19 protein-coding genes, 1 other RNA gene and 1 pseudogene are annotated in these 22852 nt (G+C 37.7%); 10 read left to right on the top strand and 11 right to left on the bottom strand.

Annotated features, from left to right (window positions below; all coding sequences use genetic code 11):
• Nucleotides 1-43: 43 nt before the first annotated feature.
• From C502_RS0100480 to C502_RS0100490, 3 genes and pseudogenes are all read left to right on the top strand, one after another.
• A complete protein-coding gene (locus tag C502_RS0100480; RefSeq protein ID WP_018676896.1) occupies nucleotides 44-2536 on the top strand; it encodes a TonB-dependent siderophore receptor in 2493 nt (830 codons plus the stop codon).
• A 363-nt stretch (nucleotides 2537-2899) separates the two neighbouring features.
• Nucleotides 2900-3174, top strand: a pseudogene (locus tag C502_RS18695) (IS982 family transposase); the annotation flags it as partial.
• Between the two features lie 399 nt (nucleotides 3175-3573).
• The gene (locus tag C502_RS0100490; RefSeq protein WP_023274492.1) at nucleotides 3574-5085 is read left to right on the top strand and encodes a hypothetical protein; all 1512 of its coding nucleotides are present in this window, start codon (nucleotides 3574-3576) and stop codon (nucleotides 5083-5085) included.
• Between the two features lie 122 nt (nucleotides 5086-5207).
• Here the strand turns inward: C502_RS0100490 and C502_RS0100495 are convergent, their stop codons facing one another.
• The 10 genes from C502_RS0100495 to C502_RS0100540 all read right to left on the bottom strand — a co-directional run bounded on the left by C502_RS0100495 (nucleotide 5208) and on the right by C502_RS0100540 (nucleotide 14717).
• The gene (locus tag C502_RS0100495) at nucleotides 5208-6905 is read right to left on the bottom strand and encodes a hypothetical protein (protein WP_018676899.1); all 1698 of its coding nucleotides are present in this window, start codon (nucleotides 6903-6905) and stop codon (nucleotides 5208-5210) included.
• 281 nt (nucleotides 6906-7186) lie between these two features.
• Nucleotides 7187-8251: an AraC family transcriptional regulator gene (locus C502_RS0100500; RefSeq protein ID WP_018676900.1), complete on the bottom strand. Its 1065-nt coding sequence runs from the start codon at nucleotides 8249-8251 to the stop codon at nucleotides 7187-7189.
• A gap of 580 nt (nucleotides 8252-8831) precedes the next feature.
• Entirely contained in the window at nucleotides 8832-9521 is a 690-nt protein-coding gene (locus tag C502_RS0100505; protein WP_018676901.1) for an SDR family NAD(P)-dependent oxidoreductase, read from the bottom strand.
• Between the two features lies 1 nt (nucleotide 9522).
• Nucleotides 9523-10296: an SDR family NAD(P)-dependent oxidoreductase gene (locus tag C502_RS0100510; protein ID WP_018676902.1), complete on the bottom strand. Its 774-nt coding sequence runs from the start codon at nucleotides 10294-10296 to the stop codon at nucleotides 9523-9525.
• Nucleotides 10293-10976, bottom strand: coding sequence for a glutathione S-transferase family protein (locus tag C502_RS0100515; RefSeq protein ID WP_018676903.1), 684 nt, complete (start codon nucleotides 10974-10976; stop codon nucleotides 10293-10295). The genes C502_RS0100510 and C502_RS0100515 overlap by 4 nt, the downstream gene beginning before the upstream one ends.
• A 16-nt stretch (nucleotides 10977-10992) precedes the next feature.
• Complete coding sequence (locus C502_RS0100520; RefSeq protein WP_018676904.1) at nucleotides 10993-11451, bottom strand: DUF6632 domain-containing protein; 459 nt, start codon at nucleotides 11449-11451, stop codon at nucleotides 10993-10995.
• Between the two features lie 63 nt (nucleotides 11452-11514).
• The gene (locus C502_RS0100525) at nucleotides 11515-11955 is read right to left on the bottom strand and encodes a PaaI family thioesterase (protein ID WP_018676905.1); all 441 of its coding nucleotides are present in this window, start codon (nucleotides 11953-11955) and stop codon (nucleotides 11515-11517) included.
• A gap of 35 nt (nucleotides 11956-11990) precedes the next feature.
• Nucleotides 11991-12902, bottom strand: a complete 912-nt coding sequence (locus tag C502_RS0100530; protein WP_018676906.1) for an alpha/beta fold hydrolase — start codon at nucleotides 12900-12902, stop codon at nucleotides 11991-11993.
• On the bottom strand, nucleotides 12899-13834 hold the full coding sequence (locus C502_RS0100535) for a metal-dependent hydrolase (protein WP_018676907.1): 936 nt from the start codon (nucleotides 13832-13834) through the stop codon (nucleotides 12899-12901). Before C502_RS0100535 ends, C502_RS0100530 begins: the two co-directional genes overlap by 4 nt.
• Before the next feature lie 16 nt (nucleotides 13835-13850).
• Entirely contained in the window at nucleotides 13851-14717 is an 867-nt protein-coding gene (locus tag C502_RS0100540) for a metal-dependent hydrolase (RefSeq protein ID WP_023274491.1), read from the bottom strand.
• 479 nt (nucleotides 14718-15196) lie between these two features.
• Here C502_RS0100540 and ssrA point away from each other — a divergent pair.
• The 6 genes from ssrA (at nucleotide 15197) to C502_RS0100565 (ending at nucleotide 19807) form a co-directional block, all read left to right on the top strand.
• Nucleotides 15197-15555, top strand: a transfer-messenger RNA (tmRNA) gene (gene ssrA, locus C502_RS18700).
• A 180-nt stretch (nucleotides 15556-15735) separates the two neighbouring features.
• Nucleotides 15736-16980 (top strand): tyrosine-type recombinase/integrase, encoded by a 1245-nt coding sequence (locus tag C502_RS0100545; protein WP_018676909.1) that lies wholly within the window; start codon nucleotides 15736-15738, stop codon nucleotides 16978-16980.
• A gap of 421 nt (nucleotides 16981-17401) precedes the next feature.
• Nucleotides 17402-18349, top strand: coding sequence for a phage/plasmid replication protein, II/X family (locus C502_RS0100550; RefSeq protein WP_018676910.1), 948 nt, complete (start codon nucleotides 17402-17404; stop codon nucleotides 18347-18349).
• Between the two features lie 54 nt (nucleotides 18350-18403).
• Nucleotides 18404-18604, top strand: a complete 201-nt coding sequence (locus C502_RS0100555; RefSeq protein ID WP_018676911.1) for a helix-turn-helix transcriptional regulator — start codon at nucleotides 18404-18406, stop codon at nucleotides 18602-18604.
• Between the two features lie 128 nt (nucleotides 18605-18732).
• Nucleotides 18733-19269 carry a hypothetical protein gene (locus C502_RS0100560; protein WP_154650399.1) on the top strand — a complete coding sequence of 179 codons (537 nt, stop codon included), beginning with the start codon at nucleotides 18733-18735 and terminating at the stop codon, nucleotides 19267-19269.
• Between the two features lie 73 nt (nucleotides 19270-19342).
• Complete coding sequence (locus tag C502_RS0100565) at nucleotides 19343-19807, top strand: hypothetical protein (RefSeq protein WP_018676913.1); 465 nt, start codon at nucleotides 19343-19345, stop codon at nucleotides 19805-19807.
• Nucleotides 19808-20400: 593 nt separating this feature from the next.
• Here C502_RS0100565 and C502_RS0100570 read toward each other — a convergent pair.
• Nucleotides 20401-21432, bottom strand: a complete 1032-nt coding sequence (locus tag C502_RS0100570; protein WP_018676914.1) for a LysR family transcriptional regulator — start codon at nucleotides 21430-21432, stop codon at nucleotides 20401-20403.
• A gap of 196 nt (nucleotides 21433-21628) precedes the next feature.
• Between C502_RS0100570 and C502_RS0100575 the strand changes: the two genes are divergently transcribed.
• On the top strand, nucleotides 21629-22852 hold the full coding sequence (locus C502_RS0100575) for an efflux RND transporter periplasmic adaptor subunit (protein WP_018676915.1): 1224 nt from the start codon (nucleotides 21629-21631) through the stop codon (nucleotides 22850-22852).

The following is a 22852-nucleotide window of genomic DNA, read 5'->3' on the forward strand; positions in this document are numbered from 1 at the left end:
TGTCCGACTTATAGAGAAATACACTCCCAGTCGAGAAGACCACATGAAGGATTATCAGGCCAAAACTACCTTGGCGTTGGCTGTACGCGCCATTTTATGGGGCATGCCACTCAGCGTTATCAGCATTGCAATGACTTCTGCCTATGCTGCCAATGTTTATCAGATTTCAATTAGCTCAACCACACTCGACCAAGCACTTAAACAGCTAGCGATTCAAACAGGCACCACCATCAGCTATGACTCGACCACACTCTCTAAAATAAAAAGTGCCTCACTAAAAGGAAATTATTCAGTAGAAACTGCTTTAGAGACTTTGCTTAAACCACATGCATTTGAAGCAATCAAAGTTGCCAATGCGGGATATAGCATTCAAGCCAAAACAGTCATGGCCTCAGTTGAACCTAAGGTGGTTCAGTTAGAAACGATTTATACCAAAGCAGAATCAACTAAAAATAACACTATTAATAATCAGAATAACTCAATACAGCTGCCAACAATTTCAATAAAAGCAGTTAACTCAAATTTAGCGAATGTTGGAAAGGGAGCTCAAAATATTAAGGAGATTCCCCAATCCGTGACCGTCATGTCTAGGCAACGTATTGATGAACAAGGTCTAAAAACCCTTGATGATGTGTTAGTACAAACAACAGGCGTAACGCGTGAACAACTTTGGTTAAATAATAACTATAGTGCTCGTGGGCTAAAGATTGAAAATATTCGTTATGATGGTGGCAGTACCTCGAGTCTAGAAGACCGTAGTAATAGTGCCGATATGGCACAATATGATGCAGTTGAAGTATTGCGTGGTGCGGATGGTTTATTCGGTGCAGGTGAAGCTGGCGGTGTAATTAATCTCACCTCTAAACGACCAAAAGCAGAAACCGAAATCAATGGATCAATTTCAGCCGGTAGCTGGAATAATTATCGTGGCGAATTCGATGCGACAGGTTCTTTAACACAAGATCAAAGTATTAAAGGTCGTTTGGTCACTGTTTTCCAAGATCGAGACTTCTTCTACAAACCAACACAAAGCCGCCGCGAGATGATCTATGGTGCATTAAGCTTTGATCTATTACCAGAAACAACATTGTTTACAGGTTTCAGTTATCAAAAAGATAAAATGGACGCTTTTAATGCCAGTTTACCTCGATGGGAAGATGGTGCTGATCTGCATTTACCCCGCAACACGACAATGGGAGCACCTTGGGGGTGGATCGAACGTAAAAACACATCCTTCTTCGCCAATCTTCAACACCAAATTAACGATGACTGGAAAACACAACTCAATGTACGTCACAATATTGGTAATGATGCGATTAATAGCGCTGAAATGGAGGGTGCTGTTAGTTATGACACTCACCAAAGTCAATGGTGGCGCTATCAGGATGATACCCGCTTTAAAGAAACTACAATGGATTTAAACCTACAAGGCAGCTTTAATCTATTTGAACAAAAACATGATCTGATTTTAGGTATTGATCACACCAACAGTCAAAAAGATTATCGACAGAACTGGACTTATTATGCTGATGGCGATGCATTTAATCGCGTTGCACCACCAGAGTGGGATTACCCAGCGATCTCTTGGGAAAACAATACTACCAATAAGAATAATAAATCTGCACTTTATGGTTCTTTAAAATTACGCCCTGTTGATGATTTAGCCCTCATTCTTGGTGGCCGCTACACCTTTAAAGATGAGTTAACCATCAATAACCACAATAGCAATATTGAAAATACCTATACAGAAGACAAAAAATTTGTGCCTTATTATGGAATTACCTATGATATTTTGCCTACTACAACAGCCTATGCAAGCTTTGCAGAAATTTATAAAAATCAGCGTAACTATTTAACAGCGGTCGATGGTCCTGGACTAGAACCATTAACGGGGCGAAATATTGAATTTGGTATCAAGCATCAACTTAATGCAAACTTGCTTGCATCCATTGCTTACTTCGATATCAAAAAAGAAAAGGAAAAAGTTTATAACGCCTATACCAGCATTCCAAACAGTAACTCATTATGCTGTTATATCGGTACAGGCTCTATGGAAAGTAAAGGAGTTGATCTTGAACTCAATGGCAATATTAGCCCTGACTGGAATTTATCTGTAGGTTATACCTACAATAAAAACGAGAAAAAGGATAATACTGAAAATCCATACAATAGCTACACCCCCAAAAATCTGTTAAAAATTTGGACAACCTATCAGCTTGATCAAATTGTCGATGGCTTAGAAATAGGCGGAGGTGTAATTGCTCAAAGTAAAAACTATAACAAAGGATGGGTCAGAGAATTTAATCCAGCCACCCAAAAGTTTGATGGTGCATTGAAAAATATTGAGCTAGTCCAACCCAATTATGCTATTTGGTCAGCTCGTATCGCCTATGATATTAATCCGCAATGGAATATCGCACTTAACCTAAACAATATTTTTGACAAAACCTATTACAGTACAATCGGTTATCCAGGTTATGGTAATTTTTATGGCGAACCGCGTAACTTTCTTCTGACTTTAAAAGCAAGTTACTAAAGCTCTAAAAATCAATTCATAACCAAAATAAAAAGAGGAAACGTAGGTTTCCTCTTTTATTTGGCTATGATGCAACTAAAATTTAAATTGAGGTGTACTGAAATTACAATAAGATTTCACTTGAGAGATTCTAAGAAACCAAGCTATAAAAGCCCTCTGCCGTTTGGTTTGGTGTCTTAAATTCCAATTCTCTTTTAATTCTGTATTGATTATAAAATAGCTCATTTTAATGTTTAATATCTGCTTTTGCTTCCTCCATAGTTTTATAATTAACCTGAATGTCGGATAAGCAATTGACTTGAAAAAGAGAAAGGTTAAAGCCGTCAGTTGAGTTACCACACCAAACTCACAGCTCTAGTCTTTATGTTCGATAATACCCAATTATTCTGCATCATTGATGATTTTTTCTAAAATTCGAATCAATCTATTAGAAATTTCTAAAACAGAACTTTCAACGACTAAGAAGTCGACCTGCTCAGCTCAGTATTTCTGAAATTATATTTATTGCTGTTTGGTACAAATACTCTCATTTCAATAATTTCAAAGCATTCTTTACATCATTAAAACTATACAAAAACCATTTATTTAAACAGCTTCCTTATGATCAGTGCATGATTCATCTGATCAATGCCCATCAATCTAGTGACAACTAGAGCTAGAAGTGTTTGAGACTATTTAGCTGGTATTTATGCATCTTTATGTGCTTATCAAATATGTTATCAAAACAAGCCGATAATTCGTATTATGGAAATATAGGCTTAAGCAGGATTCGGGTTATATTAAAAAATTAAATCATAAACTAAAACTTCCTTATTCAAATTAACTTAGAAAGTAATATTTTACCTATCCCTACAATTTATAAAAAACTATCAAAATTTAAATAACAATCTGTAATAGTTCTTTTTTTAATTGAGATATATCTGCTCAGCATGACTTTTAATGCCCCAAAATCATCATAAATTGCCCCTTTTACGCTATTTTTTATTTATTGTTTTCGCTTTATTCTGAATAACATACTGAATAGCTGGAGCAATCAATTGAGCAAAAAAATACGATCTAATTCTGATGGCATACAATTCTCAATACAATCTGGTTGCAAATCACCCAGCACAACACATACAGCGAAACAAATTTTAAAGTCAGCACTTCAAAGTGTAGACTCTCCTTATATTGCTCAACTGACGAGTGAAAAAAATTGGAGAAAAAATTATCCCTTTTATTTTCAGGAAATAGTAAGGTCAGGAATTGACTCTATACATCATCCTTTATGTATCGCTCAACATGGACTTAATGTAGCTAAAGAATCTTTTTCCTTCAATCGAGGGGAACAGCACAATACCTTAAATGATGCCATGCATAATTTTAAAGGGCAGCCCTTTGAAAAATTTATATTAAAAGGAACAGGCAGTCCAACAATTGAACCTTGGTTTATTCCATATAATGGAAAAAAATTACAAGGCGAAGCTTTAATACAACAAATTAATCTTTGGGAACAACAACAAATTATCGAACCAAGTCACGCTAAAGCCTTACATTTGCTAACTCAACATCCTGAATGGTTTGATCTGTCTAAACGTACTATGGTGCTGTTTGGTGCAGGTTCTGAAGCTGGTCCTTTAAGTTGGCTTGCAAAATGGCGTGCCAATATTATTGCAATTGATTTACCACAAACAGCGATTTGGGAAAAAATAACGAAAGTCATTCAACAAGGAAATGCCACTTTAATCGCCCCAAAAATCATTACGGAGAACAATCAACAACAACTCGGAGCAAACTTACTGACCCAAACACCAGAAATTGCCAATTGGCTAAACACTTTTACTGAAACCTTAGATCTAGCGGGAATCGCGTATTTAGATGGTGAAAAGCATGTTCGTGTTTCTATCGCCATGATTAGCATCATGGAACAAGTTAGTCTTCTTAAATCTGATAGTAGTATTATGTTTATGCTGACTCCAACAGATATTTATGCGATTCCAAAATCCGTTGTACAATCTGTTCAACAAAGGGCTTCTCAACGGTCTCTATTCGAAAAATTACTCACTAAATCAATTCATAACATTTCTTTAACCAATTTTTTTAGACCCAATACAAAACAATTAATTGAATCAGATAATGGGCAACAATATGGTATTGCTGATTGTATGGTCATTGAACAAGGGCCAAATTATGCCCTCGCCAAACGCTTACAACAGTGGTTTGCAATTTGTGCGCGTGCGCGTGGTCAGAAGACCGTAATTAATATTGCACCCTCTACAACAACTCACTCAGTTGTCAAAAACCCGATACTCAAAGCTGCTTTTTCTGGGGCTGATTTATTCAAGGTAGAAACATTCAACCCTGAAACAACTAATGCAATCATGGCTGCACTATGGGTACACGATTTGAATAATCCTGAGAGTGCCTCCAATCCTGAGACCCAATTGAACCATCCATTAGAGCTCATCATGGAAAATGCAAATCACGGTGGGTTATGGCATGTGTCTTATTTAGCGAGAACTGCTCTGCCGTTTGCCGCAGCCTATGGATGGCTAAAAGAAAAATTATGATCTAAATATTTTAGAATGATTTTAAGTCAATAAATTCAGTAAGGTATATCCCTCAAGTTAGGTAGAAAAATTTAAATATGATCTACCTAACTCCTCCCAATACGTTTAAATCACTTCAATGCTCAGTTCACACTACTTGGCGCATCCTCAACACCACTATTGATTGAATGTGTACAAACTAATTTTCCTTGATCACTTGCAGCTCTCCATGCAGTGTAAGGTCCATCAATTTCAGCTCTAGTATGGTTTTGCAATGACAAAACTGAGTCTCCAATTGCCAATAATTGATTACGCATCAAATTAAAATCAACTGCATCTCGACCAAATGATGGTGCCCAAAGTGACCATGGTCCTGAAATCGTAGCCATTGTTGGAATCAAGTTTTTATGTGATGCATTACCAATCCCGCCAAAATCACACTGTTTTGGTAAACGTTGAATATTAGGTACATCTTGTCCTGTTGTAATCAAAACTGCTGGTAAATTACGTCTTTTCGCAGCTTCAGATGCAACTCTTTGCATTAAAAGATGGTCTTCTGGCACAAACCAAGCTTGAGGTTCTGCTTTGCCCGAAAACTCTAAACTTCTTCCCACTCCCCCATCTTTTCTCGGTTTCGCAATTATCTCACGTGTTCCAAGATGCTCCACAGCAAAAACAAAGCTCACTTTTTTCGCGTTATATTCTTCATTTAACTTTTCCATATACCTAAAAGTTCCTTCTTTCGACATATGTAAATGCGCTGTATTGAATGCAAATTCATAAGTTTTCGGTCGACACTTTAATGGTAGTTTTGCGAAATATTGCGCTAATGCAAGCATGCCACTTACACCATTTTCTTGTACCCATGTATTACCATCTGTATTGGCAACAAATACTATTTTTTCATTACTTTGACCTGGTAATGTAGCAATTAAATTTCGAGTAGTTGCAGTATCTCTTTCTGCCTGTACAACGATTTTTGCTTGCATATTACTTGAGGCAAAAGCTTTGATTTCAGCAAATTCATCCACTCCTAAAAAGACAGCAGGAAGTCGATAATGCAAACCGTTATGCGGATCAAAGTAGTCTTTGATTTGTTCTTTAGGAACATCGAAACCAAGAATCACGCCAGCTGCGCCTACTTTTCCAGCAGCAACCAAATCTTTATTCATCAATTCGCCAGCTAAAAAAGGTTTATCATACCTTTGCATTTTAAGCTCATTAAGAGCAGGGCTTAGATATTTTGCAAACTGAAATAAAAAGGCATAAGGTGGTGCGACTATATTCGCATATATAGGGTCTTGTGATGTCGGAACTTCACGTACAATAATTTTACCTTTATGCTCAGCAGTGATTGGTTGATTACTGGCTAAAAAGACTAATTCCGCAGTAGTACCAGCCAAAGTAGTACCTAATGAATAGGGAACAGCTCCTGCAATCGCAATCTCTTTACCATTTACAGATAACTGTCCTGAACGAGATAAACTACGACCTTTACCATTTTCAGCAGCAATCATCGGTTGCCAGCGCTGAATTTCATAGCTATCGGATTGTACTTGCATACCATTGATTTTCTTTGCTTCAAGCTCTATCCAATCAATCAATTGCTGATGCGCTGGACTACCTGTAGTACGTAATTGTGCTAAGTCAGGACCAACTTCTACCAGTTTTTCCAAAGTTTTGGCATCGGTAAATTGTTTCTCATCCATAATCGTTGGACAAGACTCCTCTACTTCAGGCGTTGTAATTGAGGCACTATCATTATTCCCTCCACAACCTGAAACGGCACAACTCAGTAAGATTAGACCTATAGAGTGTTTATAAATTTGCTGTACCTTCATATTCGTTCCCTGCCATTACTCAGATTGACCGTTCTAAGGCTATACGCTGAGTGATTGATATCCTTATGTAATTTCTAGTCAACCACTTCCCGAGGGTTAAGGGTTAAACCAAAATTTAAACCCACATAAATGAGTAAATCTCTTGAATATTAAGATTTACATAATTTATTAGATCATCCATTGATCATATTCTTAACCAGAAAGTAAAAAGTAACGCTTGTGAGTCAATTGATTTCTAATATGGGACAAAATAAAATTAATAACATGAGATTGTACAAAAATCAGTCAGTTTTTTGACCATTTATATGTCTACGATATTGAGTCGGAGTGAGATTTGTTTGTAATTTAAACCATGAAATAAAAGAATGGCTTGTATAAAAGCCCAATGCTTTAGAAATAAATACCACAGAATGTTGATGGCTCCCTAAATAATCTGCGGCTAATTCAAATCGGACCTCATCAAGCAACTTACTATAAGAACTTTCCTCCAACTGTAACTTTCGGCTCAAGGTTCTCACATTGATACCTAATTGTTCTGCAACATTTTCACGAGACAAGCGATCATGATGGAGCAATAAATAAATTTGTGCCCTCACTTGCTCCATAAAAGTCTGTTCAACCCGTTGTTGCTCTAATAGTTTTGAAGCGAATATTCTGACACTATCATATAGACCTGCATTCCCAGTCTTCAGTGTCATGGTTAAAGATTTGGGTAACAATAACAAAGCCGTCTCTTTTTGGCTAAAATAAACGGGACAACCAAAAAAATCATTATAATAATTTTGTAATTCAGAATTTGCTAAACTATGATTAAAATGAACTGCTTGCAGTATAGAAAAGTCTTCATTTCGAACTAAACGTAGCAGACTAACCCACCATGCTAAATTGTATTCATTAGCACAACGACTAAAAATTGGATCATTTGACCGACATTGCCATTTCCAATACACAACATCTGGTTTAATTTGAAGAGAGATATCACCAATACATCCAATTAAAGGCTGGAACTCTTTTAATGTTTCAATAGCTTTGTTCAAACTAGAAGATAAAGGTACTAAATGCCCCAAAACACCATAGGCTGTGGAATCCATTTTTTGAAAAAAGCTCAAAGCAATTAAAGGATCATTACAAACAGTAAAAGTATAAGCAGTAATTTTTTCAAAGTGATGTAAAGAGATGCATTGATTTGAATCTCCAAGTTGCTCTTCTGTTAAATCACCTTGTAATAAAAGTTCTGATCTATTAATGCCAAAAAAACTCGCATGTTCTAAGAAATGTTGTACTAAACCAACGAGTACTTTACTTCCAAAAGTTTCATCAAATTTCTTTTGTAAATCAGTAGTCATTTGCATCATCCTAGATCATCAAGTACTAAATCTTCATGATTTTAAATCACAATAATTCGATAATTCAAACCTTAAGTGCTATTTAGAATTTTCTTCATATGTTTATAACCTAACATCAAAGGCTCATCTCCTTAATTATGATCCATACCATCTCGGTCTTACATACTCATGATCCAAATACGACACATTTCAACCCTACTCCTTGTATATTTATCAGAACTACTCAATCATTCTTATCTTCTTTAATCTGAACACCTAAAGCCTATCTGAATTTATTTTATAAATAACTTATAAAATTTTAAATTAAATCAAATAATTATTTTTACCAAATAAGAGCTTGCATATTGCTATATTTTTCTTATTTAATTTACACTTGATTGACTTAGTCTATCGAAGTAAATCAAGTGTAAAATATTCTTGTCCTAAATTTTGAGCTTAAGCAAAAATAAACCTAAAATTATCCCTATCGTTATAAATCAATTTCTGATTTTTTTAATTATGGAAATATTTCTTAATTATAATTACAACAATCTTAAGCATTCAGTTGGGCTTATCATAAACAAGCGAGAACTATAGCATGTTAAATGTTATTACTGAGTTCCTGACTCCAAGTCGACTCAGGTTGTTGATAAATATGCCAACAAAGATTTTGAACTGATGTCATCAATGCCTTATTTTGGCTATCCCAATCAAGCAGCATACAATACGCAATATGAATCCCTTTCGGATGAAACTCTCTCGCCAAAGATTGTGATAATGCTCGAATACCTGCAAACATACTTTGACTCAGAAAATCGACATGTGCTGCCATCGTCGGTTGCCCTCCAAGAAAAATCAATGTACCACCTTGCTGACGCAGCATCTGCTTGATCATGACTTGTGAAACACTGACGGCACTTAGTCCCGTATTTTGCCACTGCTGTTCAATCTGTTGAGTTAATTCAGCTTCTTTTTGAGGATATGAATGAAAACTAGGCTGAAATATACATAGTTCAATCTGATGTGCTTGCTGTCGAATATGCTGCATCAAATCTTTTAAAGCCATCTGATTGATTAAGTTTAAATAGACAAGCGTCAATTCAGAATTTTGGCATTCAATCTTGACCGAATTTTGCTTGGCATCATGTAAGACCTGATAAACATGCATTGCTTTATGCTTATGCTGTTCGATACAAACTTGGCTCAAGGCTTGAATATCATCGCCGAAAAGAACAATACAAGGCTGTTGCTTGAGATGTGATTGAAACAATCGTGTGAATATTTTTTTCATCTTAGAATCGCTCCTGATACGGGCGTAAATCCAATTCATGTGTCCACAAATCACTACTTTGTTGATACAGCATCCAATAATTTTCAGCGATTGCTTCGATATTTAAACCACCCGTTCCACGCGTCAACCGAGCCAAACGCCCTAAGCCAAATAAAGCCTTATTGACACGATCACCATCGACCATGCCATCAACCACCACATGCGCCACATGAATATTTTGCGATTTATAGCATTGTGCGAGATTTAAAGCATATGATCTTAATGCTGACTTCCCCATGGTAAAAGCTGCGAAAAATGGTTTTCCTCGCATTGAGGCACTTGCTCCAGTAAAGATCAACGTGCCCTTTTGTTGCTGTTCAAAGATCTTTAGGCTACTTTGCGATACCCAATAGGCAGATAAAAAAGTAGAACGCCACATTTTCGTAAAAAACTGAAGCGACGTTTTTAGGAAAATTGAAGGAACATTACCACCGACATTATGAATCACTGCTGCAATCTGTTCATCTGAGTGATTGATCGAGTCAAACAAAATCTGAATTTGTACAGGGTCTTCCGCATCTAACGATTTTGCGATTGCCGTTCCACCATGTAATCGAATTTCAGCAGCGACATCTTCAACCTTCTGCAACGTACGTCCAACCACATAGACTTTTAAACCCGCTTGTGCAAAACGTCGTGCAACTGCCGCACCAATGCCTTGCTGAGCACCTACACCAATCACCACCGCACATGGTATCGGATTGGTTAGTTTTATGCTGTTACTTGGCGTACTCATAATTGGACAATCCATTGTGCAATATGTGGATAGCTGTTAATTTTTGCGCCCCATACTTTATTAGTACGTACGATTTCCAGAAGCTGTGAACCAACTGAGATATCAGCCAACGTTTTTACCTCGCCAACCAGCCAACCCGTTTTGCTCAAGACCAACTCAATTCGTTCCAAATGTCGAATAAATTCAGCCTCAATATCCGCTTTTGCCATACGTCCTGTACCTTGCATTGTTAACTGCAAACTCAAAGCTGATTTCAATAACGGTTTCAGCAAAATAACTTCATGCTTAGGACGACCTTCAGCACTGATTGCCACAGCATGATTAAATGCTTCAGCATCACTCACGCGGAAATGAATTTCATAGAAATATAGCAGCTCATCCGCCCAATCTTCCCAAAGTTCAACATAGGCTTTTTGCAAAGGATCTGCTGGATATAAACGAGGTAATTCAGGGTAAGTCTCATCCAAATAACGAGCGATACGCGTACTGTCTTGAATCCGTTGACCATTAATATCCAATACAGGTACTTTACCAACTTTGCTCAACATCGGCACTTTCGCACCTAGAACCCCATTATAATTGGCAGTTTCATAGGCAATGCCTTTGAACTTCAACATTCGAGCAACTTTTTGGCAGAACGGTGAGATTTCCCACTGATGTAAAACAACTGAATTTTTCATTCTTTTTTCCTGTCAATTATTGTGTTTCTTGCAAAATACTTCGGCGAGTTGGAAGCCAAAATACGATAAATAACACTAATATGCTCCAACCTAAAAGCAAATCGCCCAGTAGATGTATTTTTTCATTCGGCATGACCAATGCCATTGCTGTCATTAATCCAAAATGACCTATATTTGCGATTGCGGTAAAATCCAAGAATGCGATATTTTTCTCAGGAAACTTGGCAATCTTGAGCAGAAACCATCCCCAAACAACATAAATAATCGAGATCATGGCTTCATAGTGTTCAGCATGTGGTTCTACACCGCCCCATCGAATTAAACGTAAAATCAGTCTTCCGACCTCATTTTTTAATAGATGATCAGTCCATCCAAAAAGTATGGCGAATAAAGCAATACCAAAAAAAGAAAGAAAACCCAATCCCATTAAAGTCATTACTTTATTGAAATGACGAGCGTAAAAATTGGTTTGCATCTTTCATCTCCAACAACTCATTTTAGTTTTGATTCAGAACCTACATACTGACTGATACATCGATTAAGTACGGATCACCATATTGGTTGCTGTCGCATGGGCATATAATTTTCCTTCCTCATCACGCAGATAACCTTCAGAAATCACCAAATTACGTCCAACATTAATCACTTTTCCTTCAGCGATGAGTTTTTTATTAAATGGCATTGGACGACACATTTTGATGGCTAAATCCGTTGTACCATAACCCTCACCTGCTGCTAGCACGGTATGCGTTGCACAACCCGTCACCGAATCTAATACTGTTGCAGCAAAACCACCATTTACGCCCCCTAAAGGATTAGTATGTCGTTCATCTGCAATCGCAATAAATACAATCCGCCCATATTCAACTTCAGCGACACCTTCCATGCCCATTGTTTTAGCAATTCCAGGTGGTGGCACTAAACCTTGTTGAAATGCCTGCATGATTTCTAAACCCGTCATTTGATTTGGAGTTTTCATCTGTTTGATCTCATTTTCTATGTGAAATAAAGTGTTTAAGCAATTTGCTTTGATCTACGCTGTGAAATGGATTGCACAAATTGCTGAATCTTTTCTGCAATCGGCTGTGGCTGACTTAGAATTCCCCAATGCCCTGCGCTCACTTCGGTATAGCGAATATCCTGAACCCACTCCTCCATACCTCGACTCAATGACAAGGGCACAAACGGATCTTGATTCATCAACAACATCTGCACAGGAATGCTGGTGCGACGGCGTGAAGGATTTAAAAGTGGTTTTACTAAATTCTGACGATATAGCCCCAGACCGCTTTTTGCATTTCTCAGTTGTGTCGGGCTTGCTTCGACCGTGGTATTTTCTAAATAACCCACAAGCGTTGACCACAGCTTATCTAAGCCTAAATGCCACGTCAGTTCTGGCAATATCGGTATCTGAAACATCGCCATATAACCAGATGCGGTTATGCGCTTGGCGACATTAAAATAGCCTTGGAAATTTCGTTGAGCCAATTGACGCTGAAACCACCACCCCACATGATCTGCACTCGGTGCTAATGCAGTATACGAGGCAATTTGAGGCTTTAAACGATCCCCTAATACGGCTTCCCAAGCTTGCAAAGCACCCCAATCATGACCAACTAAATGAATGGCTTGGTCTGGACTCACTGCTTGAATGACTTGAGATAAGTCTTGTACTAAATAATCAAAAGCATAGCCTTGCGTGGTTTCAGGAATATCAGACAACCCTGTGCCTCTTACATCATAAGCAACCACATTGAAATCAACTGCTAAACGTTCGGCAACCAACTGCCAGACATCAGCAGCATCAGGATAACCATGTACCAATACGATTGTTTCTCGATCCGCATCTAAACGCCCCCAGTGATAAGCTGCTAAACAGATATTGCCTGAATGCACATAATGCTTGGTTTTTTCAAAATGATTCATGACTGCACCTGTGTCAAAGTCTCGGCTTTTTGCTGATAAGCAAGTACACCCGCAGATTGAGCCAAATAGCTTTGTGCAAGCTCCGTTGAAGCTTCGTAAAACGGGTGATAATTGGGTTTAAAGAACCGTAAACTGGTAGTCAAAAACCATACAGGACCAGGCATATAGCCATTTAAATCCGAACGATGCCAAGCCTTCCAAAATGCAGGTCGCCATAAGCTTTTTTGCTGCTTCGGAATCAATGGATCATCTTGCGCAAGTTGTACTGTACCTGCCGCCATCAGGTAAGTAAAAATAGGTGCTGTCACTGCCATCACCGCAATACGCAATAGATAATTTCCAGAAATGTGCTGATAAACATCATAAGCAACTGTGCGATGTTCAACTTCTTCAGCACTGTGCCAAGTGAATAAATCACTGACCACAGGATCACCCCCACGAGCTTCCCAATCGGAACGCGTCAAAACATATTGACCAATTGCAGAAGTAAAATGTTCCGCAGCAGCTACAAGTCCAACACGTGCATTTAGCCAAGGTCTTTGCCATGATTTTGGTAATTTAAACCCTAAAGGTTTGTCCGCTAAGACATGATCAAACAGATTGACGACGCGTTTATATTGCTGCTCTACATCAACGCCATAGCGCACTAGATAGGCATCAATTGAGCCTTTATGTGCTTGAGAATGAATGGCTTCTTGTCGAATAAAGATCTTGGTATCTGCTCTTAATTTTTCATCTTCAATCAACGGCAAGGCTTTATTGAACATGCGGCAGAAAAAATACTCACCACGAACCAAGGTAAAACTAAAATGATTAACACCATGACTGGCTAATGGATCTTGTGGAATCCAATGTAAGGGTGAAGCATTCCATTCAAATTTCACTTGTCGAGGAATCATCGCCCAACTTGCTTTTGATGCTTGTGATTGCATGGGTTATTCCTCAAAGTTAAGCAGGTAAATGATTTTCGACTTGGGATAATCCAATTTTTACTTTGGTTTTTGCGACGATTTCAGACTCATCACTGTCATTGGGATGAAAATTAAAACGGTAATAATCTAAAAATTTAGGAATGAAAACTTTATATTTTTCTCTGCCATGTTGTGCAAATTTACGCCATGATTTTAGATTTAACAGTTGTTGATCACGCTTCAAAAGTACCACTTGATATGCTGTCGACATGGCGGTAATCATGGCTAAACTAAAGGTAAAAACAGCAACTCGCGGAATATAAGCAGCCAATCCTTTGCCATATAAATATTCATACATATCATAAGCAACCGCTTTATGTTCTGTTTCCTCAACGCTGTGCCATAACCATAAATTACGAATGGTTTCATCGGTCATGAGTTCATTCACATCTTTCATCATTTCCACCACAAGTACAGCGGTGTAATGTTCTAAGCCCACCGTAACCAATAAATTCCATTTTTTGGGAAAAGTTCGTTCAATCGCTTTCAGAATAATCCCTGTGGTTTTTTCTAATGATTCAGGATCTAAACCATACTGCTGCGCACTACGATGAAATGCATGATGTTCTTTGGAATGCATGGCTTCCTGACCAATAAATGCACCAATATCACGATCTAACTGCTGGTTATCTTTAACCTGACTTCGCAAGGCACGGACTGATCGTACAAAATAAGACTCACCTTCTGGAAATAATGTAGACAACCCCGTGAAATAATGGGTAAACGTAGGCTCATTATTACACCAATACTTAGGCATATCCTGAAACTCATAATCCATACGACGTACTGGGAATGATGCAGGTGTTTTTTGCTTTGATTTTTCTTTCAACACTGACATAGACATGACTCACCTCAAGAATTTTATCTCAAAATATTAAGTTCTAAAAAGGAACTTATAAAAACAAAATAACGATGCTCAAATAGCTTGTCAACAAAGTAGATAGGTCGACCAGTAAAGTTGTCCTCAAATGACAGCCTTCTTCCCATAAAGATAAATTGATAAAAAAATAATGATTCAAAGATTGACTGATGAATAGGTGTGCTATTAGTTTTTATATTTAATTTAATAATCTAGGATAATTATGAATCTTCTCAGCCCATGATTTCTAAAATGTGACTATTTCAATTTAAGTATTTCCAAAAACATCAATAACTAAATAATAAGTATAAACATAATCTTATCAGTTCATTTCCGAAAGAAACTGCTGTTAAAATTATTAAAATCTCTGTGATCCAATCACAAGAACTCTGTTCATATCTTGCTAATTGGTTATAAATTAACATTTAGTTTTTAATAAACTATGCTATGATTGCAAATCAATTGGGGATGTTCCTGGCTTCGACGCTGGTGATGAAACTCATAGATGCATGTCGAGAGCGCATTTTCTCTCGTAAATCAAATTTGCATTTTTTAGTCGCAAACGACGAATCATACGCTCTAGCTGCCTAAGGGCAGCTTGTCCGCCTCTCTGAATACTTGTGGTTAGAGAGTCCGACTGAAGCGCACGCACACAAGTCCGTATAAAGCCAAGCCTCGGGGCTTTGTACTAAACTTAGAGGATCGCGATTTGTACCCTGTTCGTCGGGTCACAAAGAGTTAAAATAATTGACGATATCTAAGCATGTAGTATTCTCGAGCGTAGTGCTGGCGGACGCGGGTTCGACTCCCGCCATCTCCACCAAATTCTTAAATTTGTATGTCGTAACATTACGGTATATGAGTAAATAAAGCTTAAATCTTAATGGTTTAGGCTTTTTTTTATGCCTGTTTATGCTGTTATATGAAGTTTCTTATAGCTTGTTGCTGTGTATGGTAGCGTGTATAGTATGAATTAGTAAAAAGCCACCATACAAGACATGCTATGAAAAAATCAGATGTAAAGTCTTATCCGATGCGAGATACCGTATTAGGCTCATTGGAAGCAGAAGAAAAAGAGTACCGCATTAATGACGGAAATAACTTACATTTTGTAGTTCACCCTAAAGGCAATAAGCGATGGGAGTTAAGATATAAAAAGCCTAGCAGTGGTAAGTGGTCATGGGTGGGTTTAGGTACATATCCTGAAGTTGGTGGAAGCTTTGCAAGAAAGAAAGCTGATGAGGCTCGTAAGTTAATTGCTCAAGGTGTTGATCCAGTTGTACAGAAAGCGGAAGTTAGACTAGCGACATTGGAGCAAGGAGCTTTTACTTTTCAGCAACTTGCTGAAGAGTTTTATCTTACAAAAACATGGACGCCTGACACTACAGCTCGTAATGTAGGTGCATTAAATAATCATGTAATGCCTGCAATGGGTAAGAAAGATTACCGAAATATCAATAAACAAGAATGGCATGATCTTTTTCAGGGGATACAAAAAAAGCTGAATCCTCGAACGGGTAAACCAATTATTGAAACAGGTCAGCGTGTCACAGCATTGGTACGAGAAATTTATGATTATGCTGAGGTGACAGGTAAAGCTACATATAACCCTATTACTAATTTGCATAAGTATCTTAAAAAACACGAAAGCAATGGGATGAAGCATGTCGCTGATGAGGAACTGCCAGCATTATTGCGGGCTATTGATAAATACCCTGCATTGGATACACGTATTGGTCTTAAATTGCTTTCAATGCTTTTCAGCAGACCATCTGAATTAAGAGAGGCAAAATGGGAGGAGTTTGATTTGGTAAAGGGTATATGGTTAATCCCAGCATCAAGAATGAAAATGAAGAAAGAGCATAAAGTTCCACTAGCAAAACAAGCCTTGTTGTTACTGCAAGAGCTAAAGCAATTAACAAGTCATTCACCATTTTTATTTCCTAGTAGGAGTAATAAGGGGCAACCTAAGTCGGATACGGTATTTATCGAAGCTTTAAAAAGAATTGGGTATGGTGGAAAGCAAAACCCTCATGGCTTCCGTCATATTGCTAGTACCATATTAAATAACCAATTTAGTGATAAACCCCAAGTGGTTGAGGCATGTTTAGCTCATACTAAAAACGGTGTTAAAGGGACGTATGATAAGGCAACTCATTTTGAAGAGAGAAAAGGTATTATGCAATGGTATGCTGATCATTTGGAACAATTGGCAGTTGGTACGGTAATTCAGTTTAAAAGAGCATAGGATATTTTAATATTTTGAAAGTTAATGAAGCAGGGAGTATCGAGATTGTTAAGCACCTCATCGATAAATACAGTGGTGTTAAGCCTACTGCCTCTCCTCCCTATAGAGATATAAAATAATATTTTTGAGGTATGTTATCCTTATGACGTAAGGCTTTAACAATAAAATTGATTGATCAAAAAACAATCAATTAGCAATAATTTTTATTGACTCTTTGCTTGTGTTTATTGTATATTTAAAAGTATTGTTTTATGTTAATACAACATGACGGAACGATTGTATAAGTTATACAAGCAAATCCGAAACCTAACCTATTAAGGTAAATGAAAACTTAAAGTCTTGACTCTCTACATCTAGTTTAAAAATGGACTATCGATGTTTGAGGGTTTTTTGCGTTCTAAATTTTATGTGAGGAAAATATATGGTATTGAATAATGTTTTAAATCAACAAATTAACAATGAAGAGGTGCTGGAAGCTAAACATATATTTGCTATTGATTACTTAAAACTAAAAGTAGAAATAACAAATAATCCACTAGAATTATCTCAAAATATGGTTATCCCCCTAACCAAGTTTGATGGTGAATTTCAGCCATTACAAGAATCTTATAGCAAGCAATGGGTATGCGGTTCTTATAACGATCATATTCAAATTAAAGCAATTAACAAAAATGAGATATTAATTCAGGGTAATTTGTTTAAGTGGTTGAATGGTCAAAATGTTACAGGTACAACTGACTTGATTCAGTTAGTCCTCGATACTGTGAATAGACTCAGTCAGATATTCAATGCAATTACTCCAACTGATACCGAGATTGAGAATATTAAATTAGGTTTATTCCGCATCTATCGAATTGACGTGAATAAAGCATTATTGTTTGATGATAAGCAAAAAGCTCAACAATATTTAAGTTCAATCAAAGAGCATGGAACTTATCCACGGCGCGATAGAGAAGTCGAAAATAATGGTATCTACTTTGGTAAAGGTAGCAAGCGGACTACTTTGCTTTACTATTTTAAAGGTCAAGAAATCCGTTCTCATAACAAGCAACAGACAACGCTTACAACTGAGTTGAGAGAATATGCTGATCGTATGATTAGATGTGAAGTACGTTTATTTAATCAGCAATTAAGAGATCAGGAATTGAATTATGGCTATTGTTGGAATGAAGAGTTGGTTAAACATTTAGTTGAGGACTCCCATAGCAAACTGAATCTACCTGAACCTGTGTCGGAAATAGAGTTACCTGCTAAGTATATTCGATTCTTAGCGACACAGAAGCAAGGAGCCTTGCATATAGGTTATACAGCATCTACTAGAGCTCGTTATAAGCGTGATTTAGCTAGAGATTACGGTTTGATGGTATGACTTGTTATGGGGCTAATACAGCGATTTAATGTGAATTGAGGGGGAAATAAAAAGATGCAGAAGTTACGCTTAACAATGAATGAAGTTTGTCACTTTTTATCAGTACAACGTGATAAATTAAATAAGATGGTTAAGGATGATCCTACTTTTCCAAGACCAATCAAAGAAGGTTCTACTAGACAATCCGCCGTGTATTTTGATCATAATGAGTTGATTGAATGGTGGGAAGTCAAAAAGCAGACTCGATATAGTTGAGATATGAAATGACAGTTACTTAGGTAGCTGTTTTTTTTTATTGTGGGATAAAAACTATATATTTTTCATTAATTTTTCTTTATGTTGGGAGCATCATTTATCAATGTTGTGAAATATTTATGAGGTACTTGGGTCTTATAGTTATATTATTTATTAGTGGGTACTGTTCTGCTGAATCATCAAATCCTACTCAGAAGATAAAAGTTGGAGAAACACAAAAGCAAACTAATAAATCAGGATGGCAGTATGCAAATTGGGGTATGACTGCTGAGCAAATTGTTGAAGCTTCTCATGGCAAAGCAAGGGCTGTATTCGGTGAGGAACAGAGAAACAAGTCAAACCCATATTATTTTGATTGTTTAGCTGTAAGTGATTTCAAAACAGGACCATTTGAGTTTGATGTTAGTTTTAGAGCAAAGTTAAATGAAACAACCCTTAATTCTGTATATCTTAGTTTACGTAATACAAATCAATATGAAGAATTAAAGGATTCTTTAGCTAGTAAATATGGACAAGGGGTAACTTCAATAAAGGGCAAGCAAATTACGACAAGCTGGCAAACTAAATCAGAAGTAATTGAACTGGTGGATATTCGAGACGCATTACGCTTTGTAAGCTTAACTTATTCAAAACGTGTGTATGGACCGCGTGGTTTGGATTTGTAAATACTTGATAGAATATTCCATATATTTCATAGTATTAATTAATGTTGCTAAATTTTTATTTTAGGGGTGGTTTATGAAAAACTTTAAGTTAATGGTTGTTGCAGTGACTTCTATTTCATTGTGGGGGTGTGCAACAGTTCCTGCTAAAAATTATCAATTCGAGAACTCTAGAACATATAGTAATAAAACTTATGATCAAGTATGGGATGGTGTAATTGAATTTATGACAGCTAATAATATTCCAATAAAAACTATCGAAAAGGATAGTGGTGTTATTTATAGTGAAATTGATAACTTTTCAAAACCTTCTTTCAGTAAATTCTTCCCAATAGCTGATTGTGGTCAACCTCCGTTGTTTTGGACCGGAGGTATTGCATTTGGTAGTTTTAATATATTTGTTTCTAAAGCAACAGCACAACCAAAAGTGACAGTGACAACAACGATTTCTCAGCAGATACGATATGAGAATCAAGTAAGTCAAATTAGTTGTAACTCTATGGGTAAATTTGAGAAAGGTGTACTTGATTCAATTCAATAATACAAAGCTATTTGTATGGTATTGTGTATGGTGAAAATCATTCTGTGGATTAATTTTATTAATTACAGTAGTTTATGATGTGGGTTCAATTGACGCCATCCCACCAAATACATAAATTTATATCACTTCATTTAGCGATATATAAGACGAAAAGGCTTGAACTGTAATGGTTTAAGCCTTTTTTCTTGCCTATACATAGCTGATCATAACTTTATATAGTATTGCTCACCGTGTATCCCTACGTGTATCCTTGAAGAAAAATTGAAACCGCAGGGATACAAGAAAATGAAAAGAACAGAAATAAAAACGCAGTCCACTTTCTGACACCATACTTACCAACCTTAAACCCGAAGAAAAAGAATATCGAGAATTAGAGGGTGATGGTTTTCTTATGTTAATCATCGCAAATCAATTTATTGATTAAATTACTTTTAAATAAAATATATCGACAGCCTAAGTGAAAAATAAGAATCCATAAAAAAGGCTTTTTTGCTTTAAAAACAACCACCCCAACTTAATCTAATCAATCTCATTACTTTAATATCAATAAATTCTTGATGAAATAAGAAGTTCTGAATACAACAAATTTACTCTTACGTTTTCAAAGCACGTGCTTCTGCAATATTATGCTGTTCAACCAACGTTCGAATGGTATATTCATGATTGGTTTTTTGATCACAAGCAAATTCGCATTTCTGATCTAAAGCTAAGGTACTTCCTCCCAATAATGGACAACCAGCAAATAGCTCTGCGACCCAATCCACAAAAACTCGCACCTTAAGAGATAAATGCCGACTTTGTAAATAGACTGCTGAAATCGGCATCGGTGCAGGTGTCCATTGAGGCAGAACTTCTTTTAAGGCCCCAGATTCTAAATGATTAACCAGCATATAACGTGGTCCTTGGATTAAACCAAAACCTTGTAAAGCCAAATCAATATAAGCATCACCATCATTGACAGAAACATGCCCATTGACACTGACGCTTTGAATCAAGTCATCAACCACAAAATCCCAGTCAAAGTTGCGCCCCGTACGACTGGAGAAGAAATGAATGGCTTGATGATTTTTTTGCAGATCCTCAATAGTCGTTGGTTCACCATATTTTTCTAAATAGCATGCTGATGCCGCTGTTGCACACTCAAAGGTTCCAATACGGCGGGCAATTAAACTCGAGTCCTGTAATTCTCCCACCCGAATTGCACAATCTACCGCTTCACCTACTAAATCTACCGGACGATCATTCATACCAATCACCAAATCAATGTCTGGATAGCGATGATGAAACTCTCTTAACCTTGGAATTAGAATCAAACGGCCAATCGACACAGGCACATCAATCCGTAAACGCCCTCGTGGCCCTCGTTCCTCGTCATGGAACGACGCCTCAATATCTTCAACATCCGCCAAAATTCTCAAGCTGCGATCATAATAAACCGCACCATCGGGTGTAAGGCTCAGTTTACGTGTAGTTCGATTCAGTAGGCGAACTTGAAGATGTTTTTCTAAAGCTTGAATCGTGGTCGTGACCGATGCACGTGGTAGTCCAAGGCTATCCGCAGCCAAACTAAAGCTGTTGGTTTCAACCACTTTATTGAAGACTTTCATTGCATGAAATAGATCCACAGGCCCACTCCCATTGCTGTGTCTTTTCAGTTTCACACAACAATTATTATAAAAATACGAATAGTGTTATCAAATTTAGTATATTTATTCGTAATTGACAAACTTTTATGCTCCTTTCATTCCATAAACCTGTTTCTCCCATACAGACCAAAACAAAAAGTCTGAAAACAGGGATTCAAATAACCTGGAGCATCCCATGTCAATTTCTCGCAAACAGCTGACGCTGTCTGCCGTCATTGTTGCTATTTTTGCAACGGGTGGCAGTTTTATTCTCTTCCAAGAAAAAGCAGATGCCAAAGCCACTCCAACAGCAAGTGCAGCACCTGCTGCGACCGTGGATGTTGCAAATGTCATCAGCCAAACCATTACCGACTGGCAAGAATATTCGGGGCGTCTGGAAGCCATCGATCAAGTCGATGTCCGCCCCCAAGTTTCAGGCAAACTCATTGCCGTGCATTTTAAAGATGGAAGCTTGGTCAACAAAGGTGACCTACTCTTCACCATTGACCCTCGCCCTTTTGAAGCAGAACTGAATCGCGCCAAAGCGCAACTGGCTTCTGCTGAAGCGCAAGTGACATACTCTTCAGCTAACCTAGGCCGTAACCAGCGTTTAATCCAAAGTAATGCGATTGCCCATCAAGAGCTTGATCAAGCGGAAAATGAAGCTCGCTCAGCCAATGCCAACTTGCAAGCAGCCAAAGCCGCAGTGGAAACCGCCCGTTTAAATCTGGAATATACCCGTATTACTGCCCCTGTCAGTGGGCGTATTTCCCGTGCCGAAGTCACGGTGGGTAACGTGGTTTCAGCAGGCAATGGTGCCCAAGTCCTCACCAGTTTGGTTTCAGTATCACGTCTGTATGCTTCTTTCGATGTTGATGAACAGACTTATTTAAAATACATCAGCAATCAGCGTAATTCAGCCCAAGTTCCTGTCTATTTAGGTCTCGCCAATGAGTCTGGTTTTAGTCGTGAAGGTTTTATCAGTTCCATCGACAATAATTTAAATACCACCTCAGGCACCATCCGTGTCCGCGCCACCTTTGATAATCCCAAAGGGGTGATGCTCCCTGGGCTGTATGCCCGCATTCGTCTGGGCGGTGGACAGCCTCGTGCGGCGATTCTGATTAGCCCGACTGCGATTGGTGTCGATCAAGACAAACGTTTTGTAGTGGTGGTCGATGCGAAAAATCAAACTGCATACCGTGAAGTAAAACTCGGCGCACAACAAGATGGTCTGCAAATCATCAATAGTGGTCTGCAAGTCGGTGATCGTATCGTGGTGAATGGCTTACAACGTATTCGTCCAGGCGATCCTGTGAGTCCACATCTGGTCTCTATGCCGAATCCTCAAATCATCACCGATAACACAGCACAACAACCTCAGCCTACAGAAAAAACCCCAACTTCGGCAAAAGGTTAA

The sequence above is a fragment of the Acinetobacter tjernbergiae DSM 14971 = CIP 107465 genome (assembly GCF_000374425.1).
Classification (GTDB): domain Bacteria; phylum Pseudomonadota; class Gammaproteobacteria; order Pseudomonadales; family Moraxellaceae; genus Acinetobacter; species Acinetobacter tjernbergiae.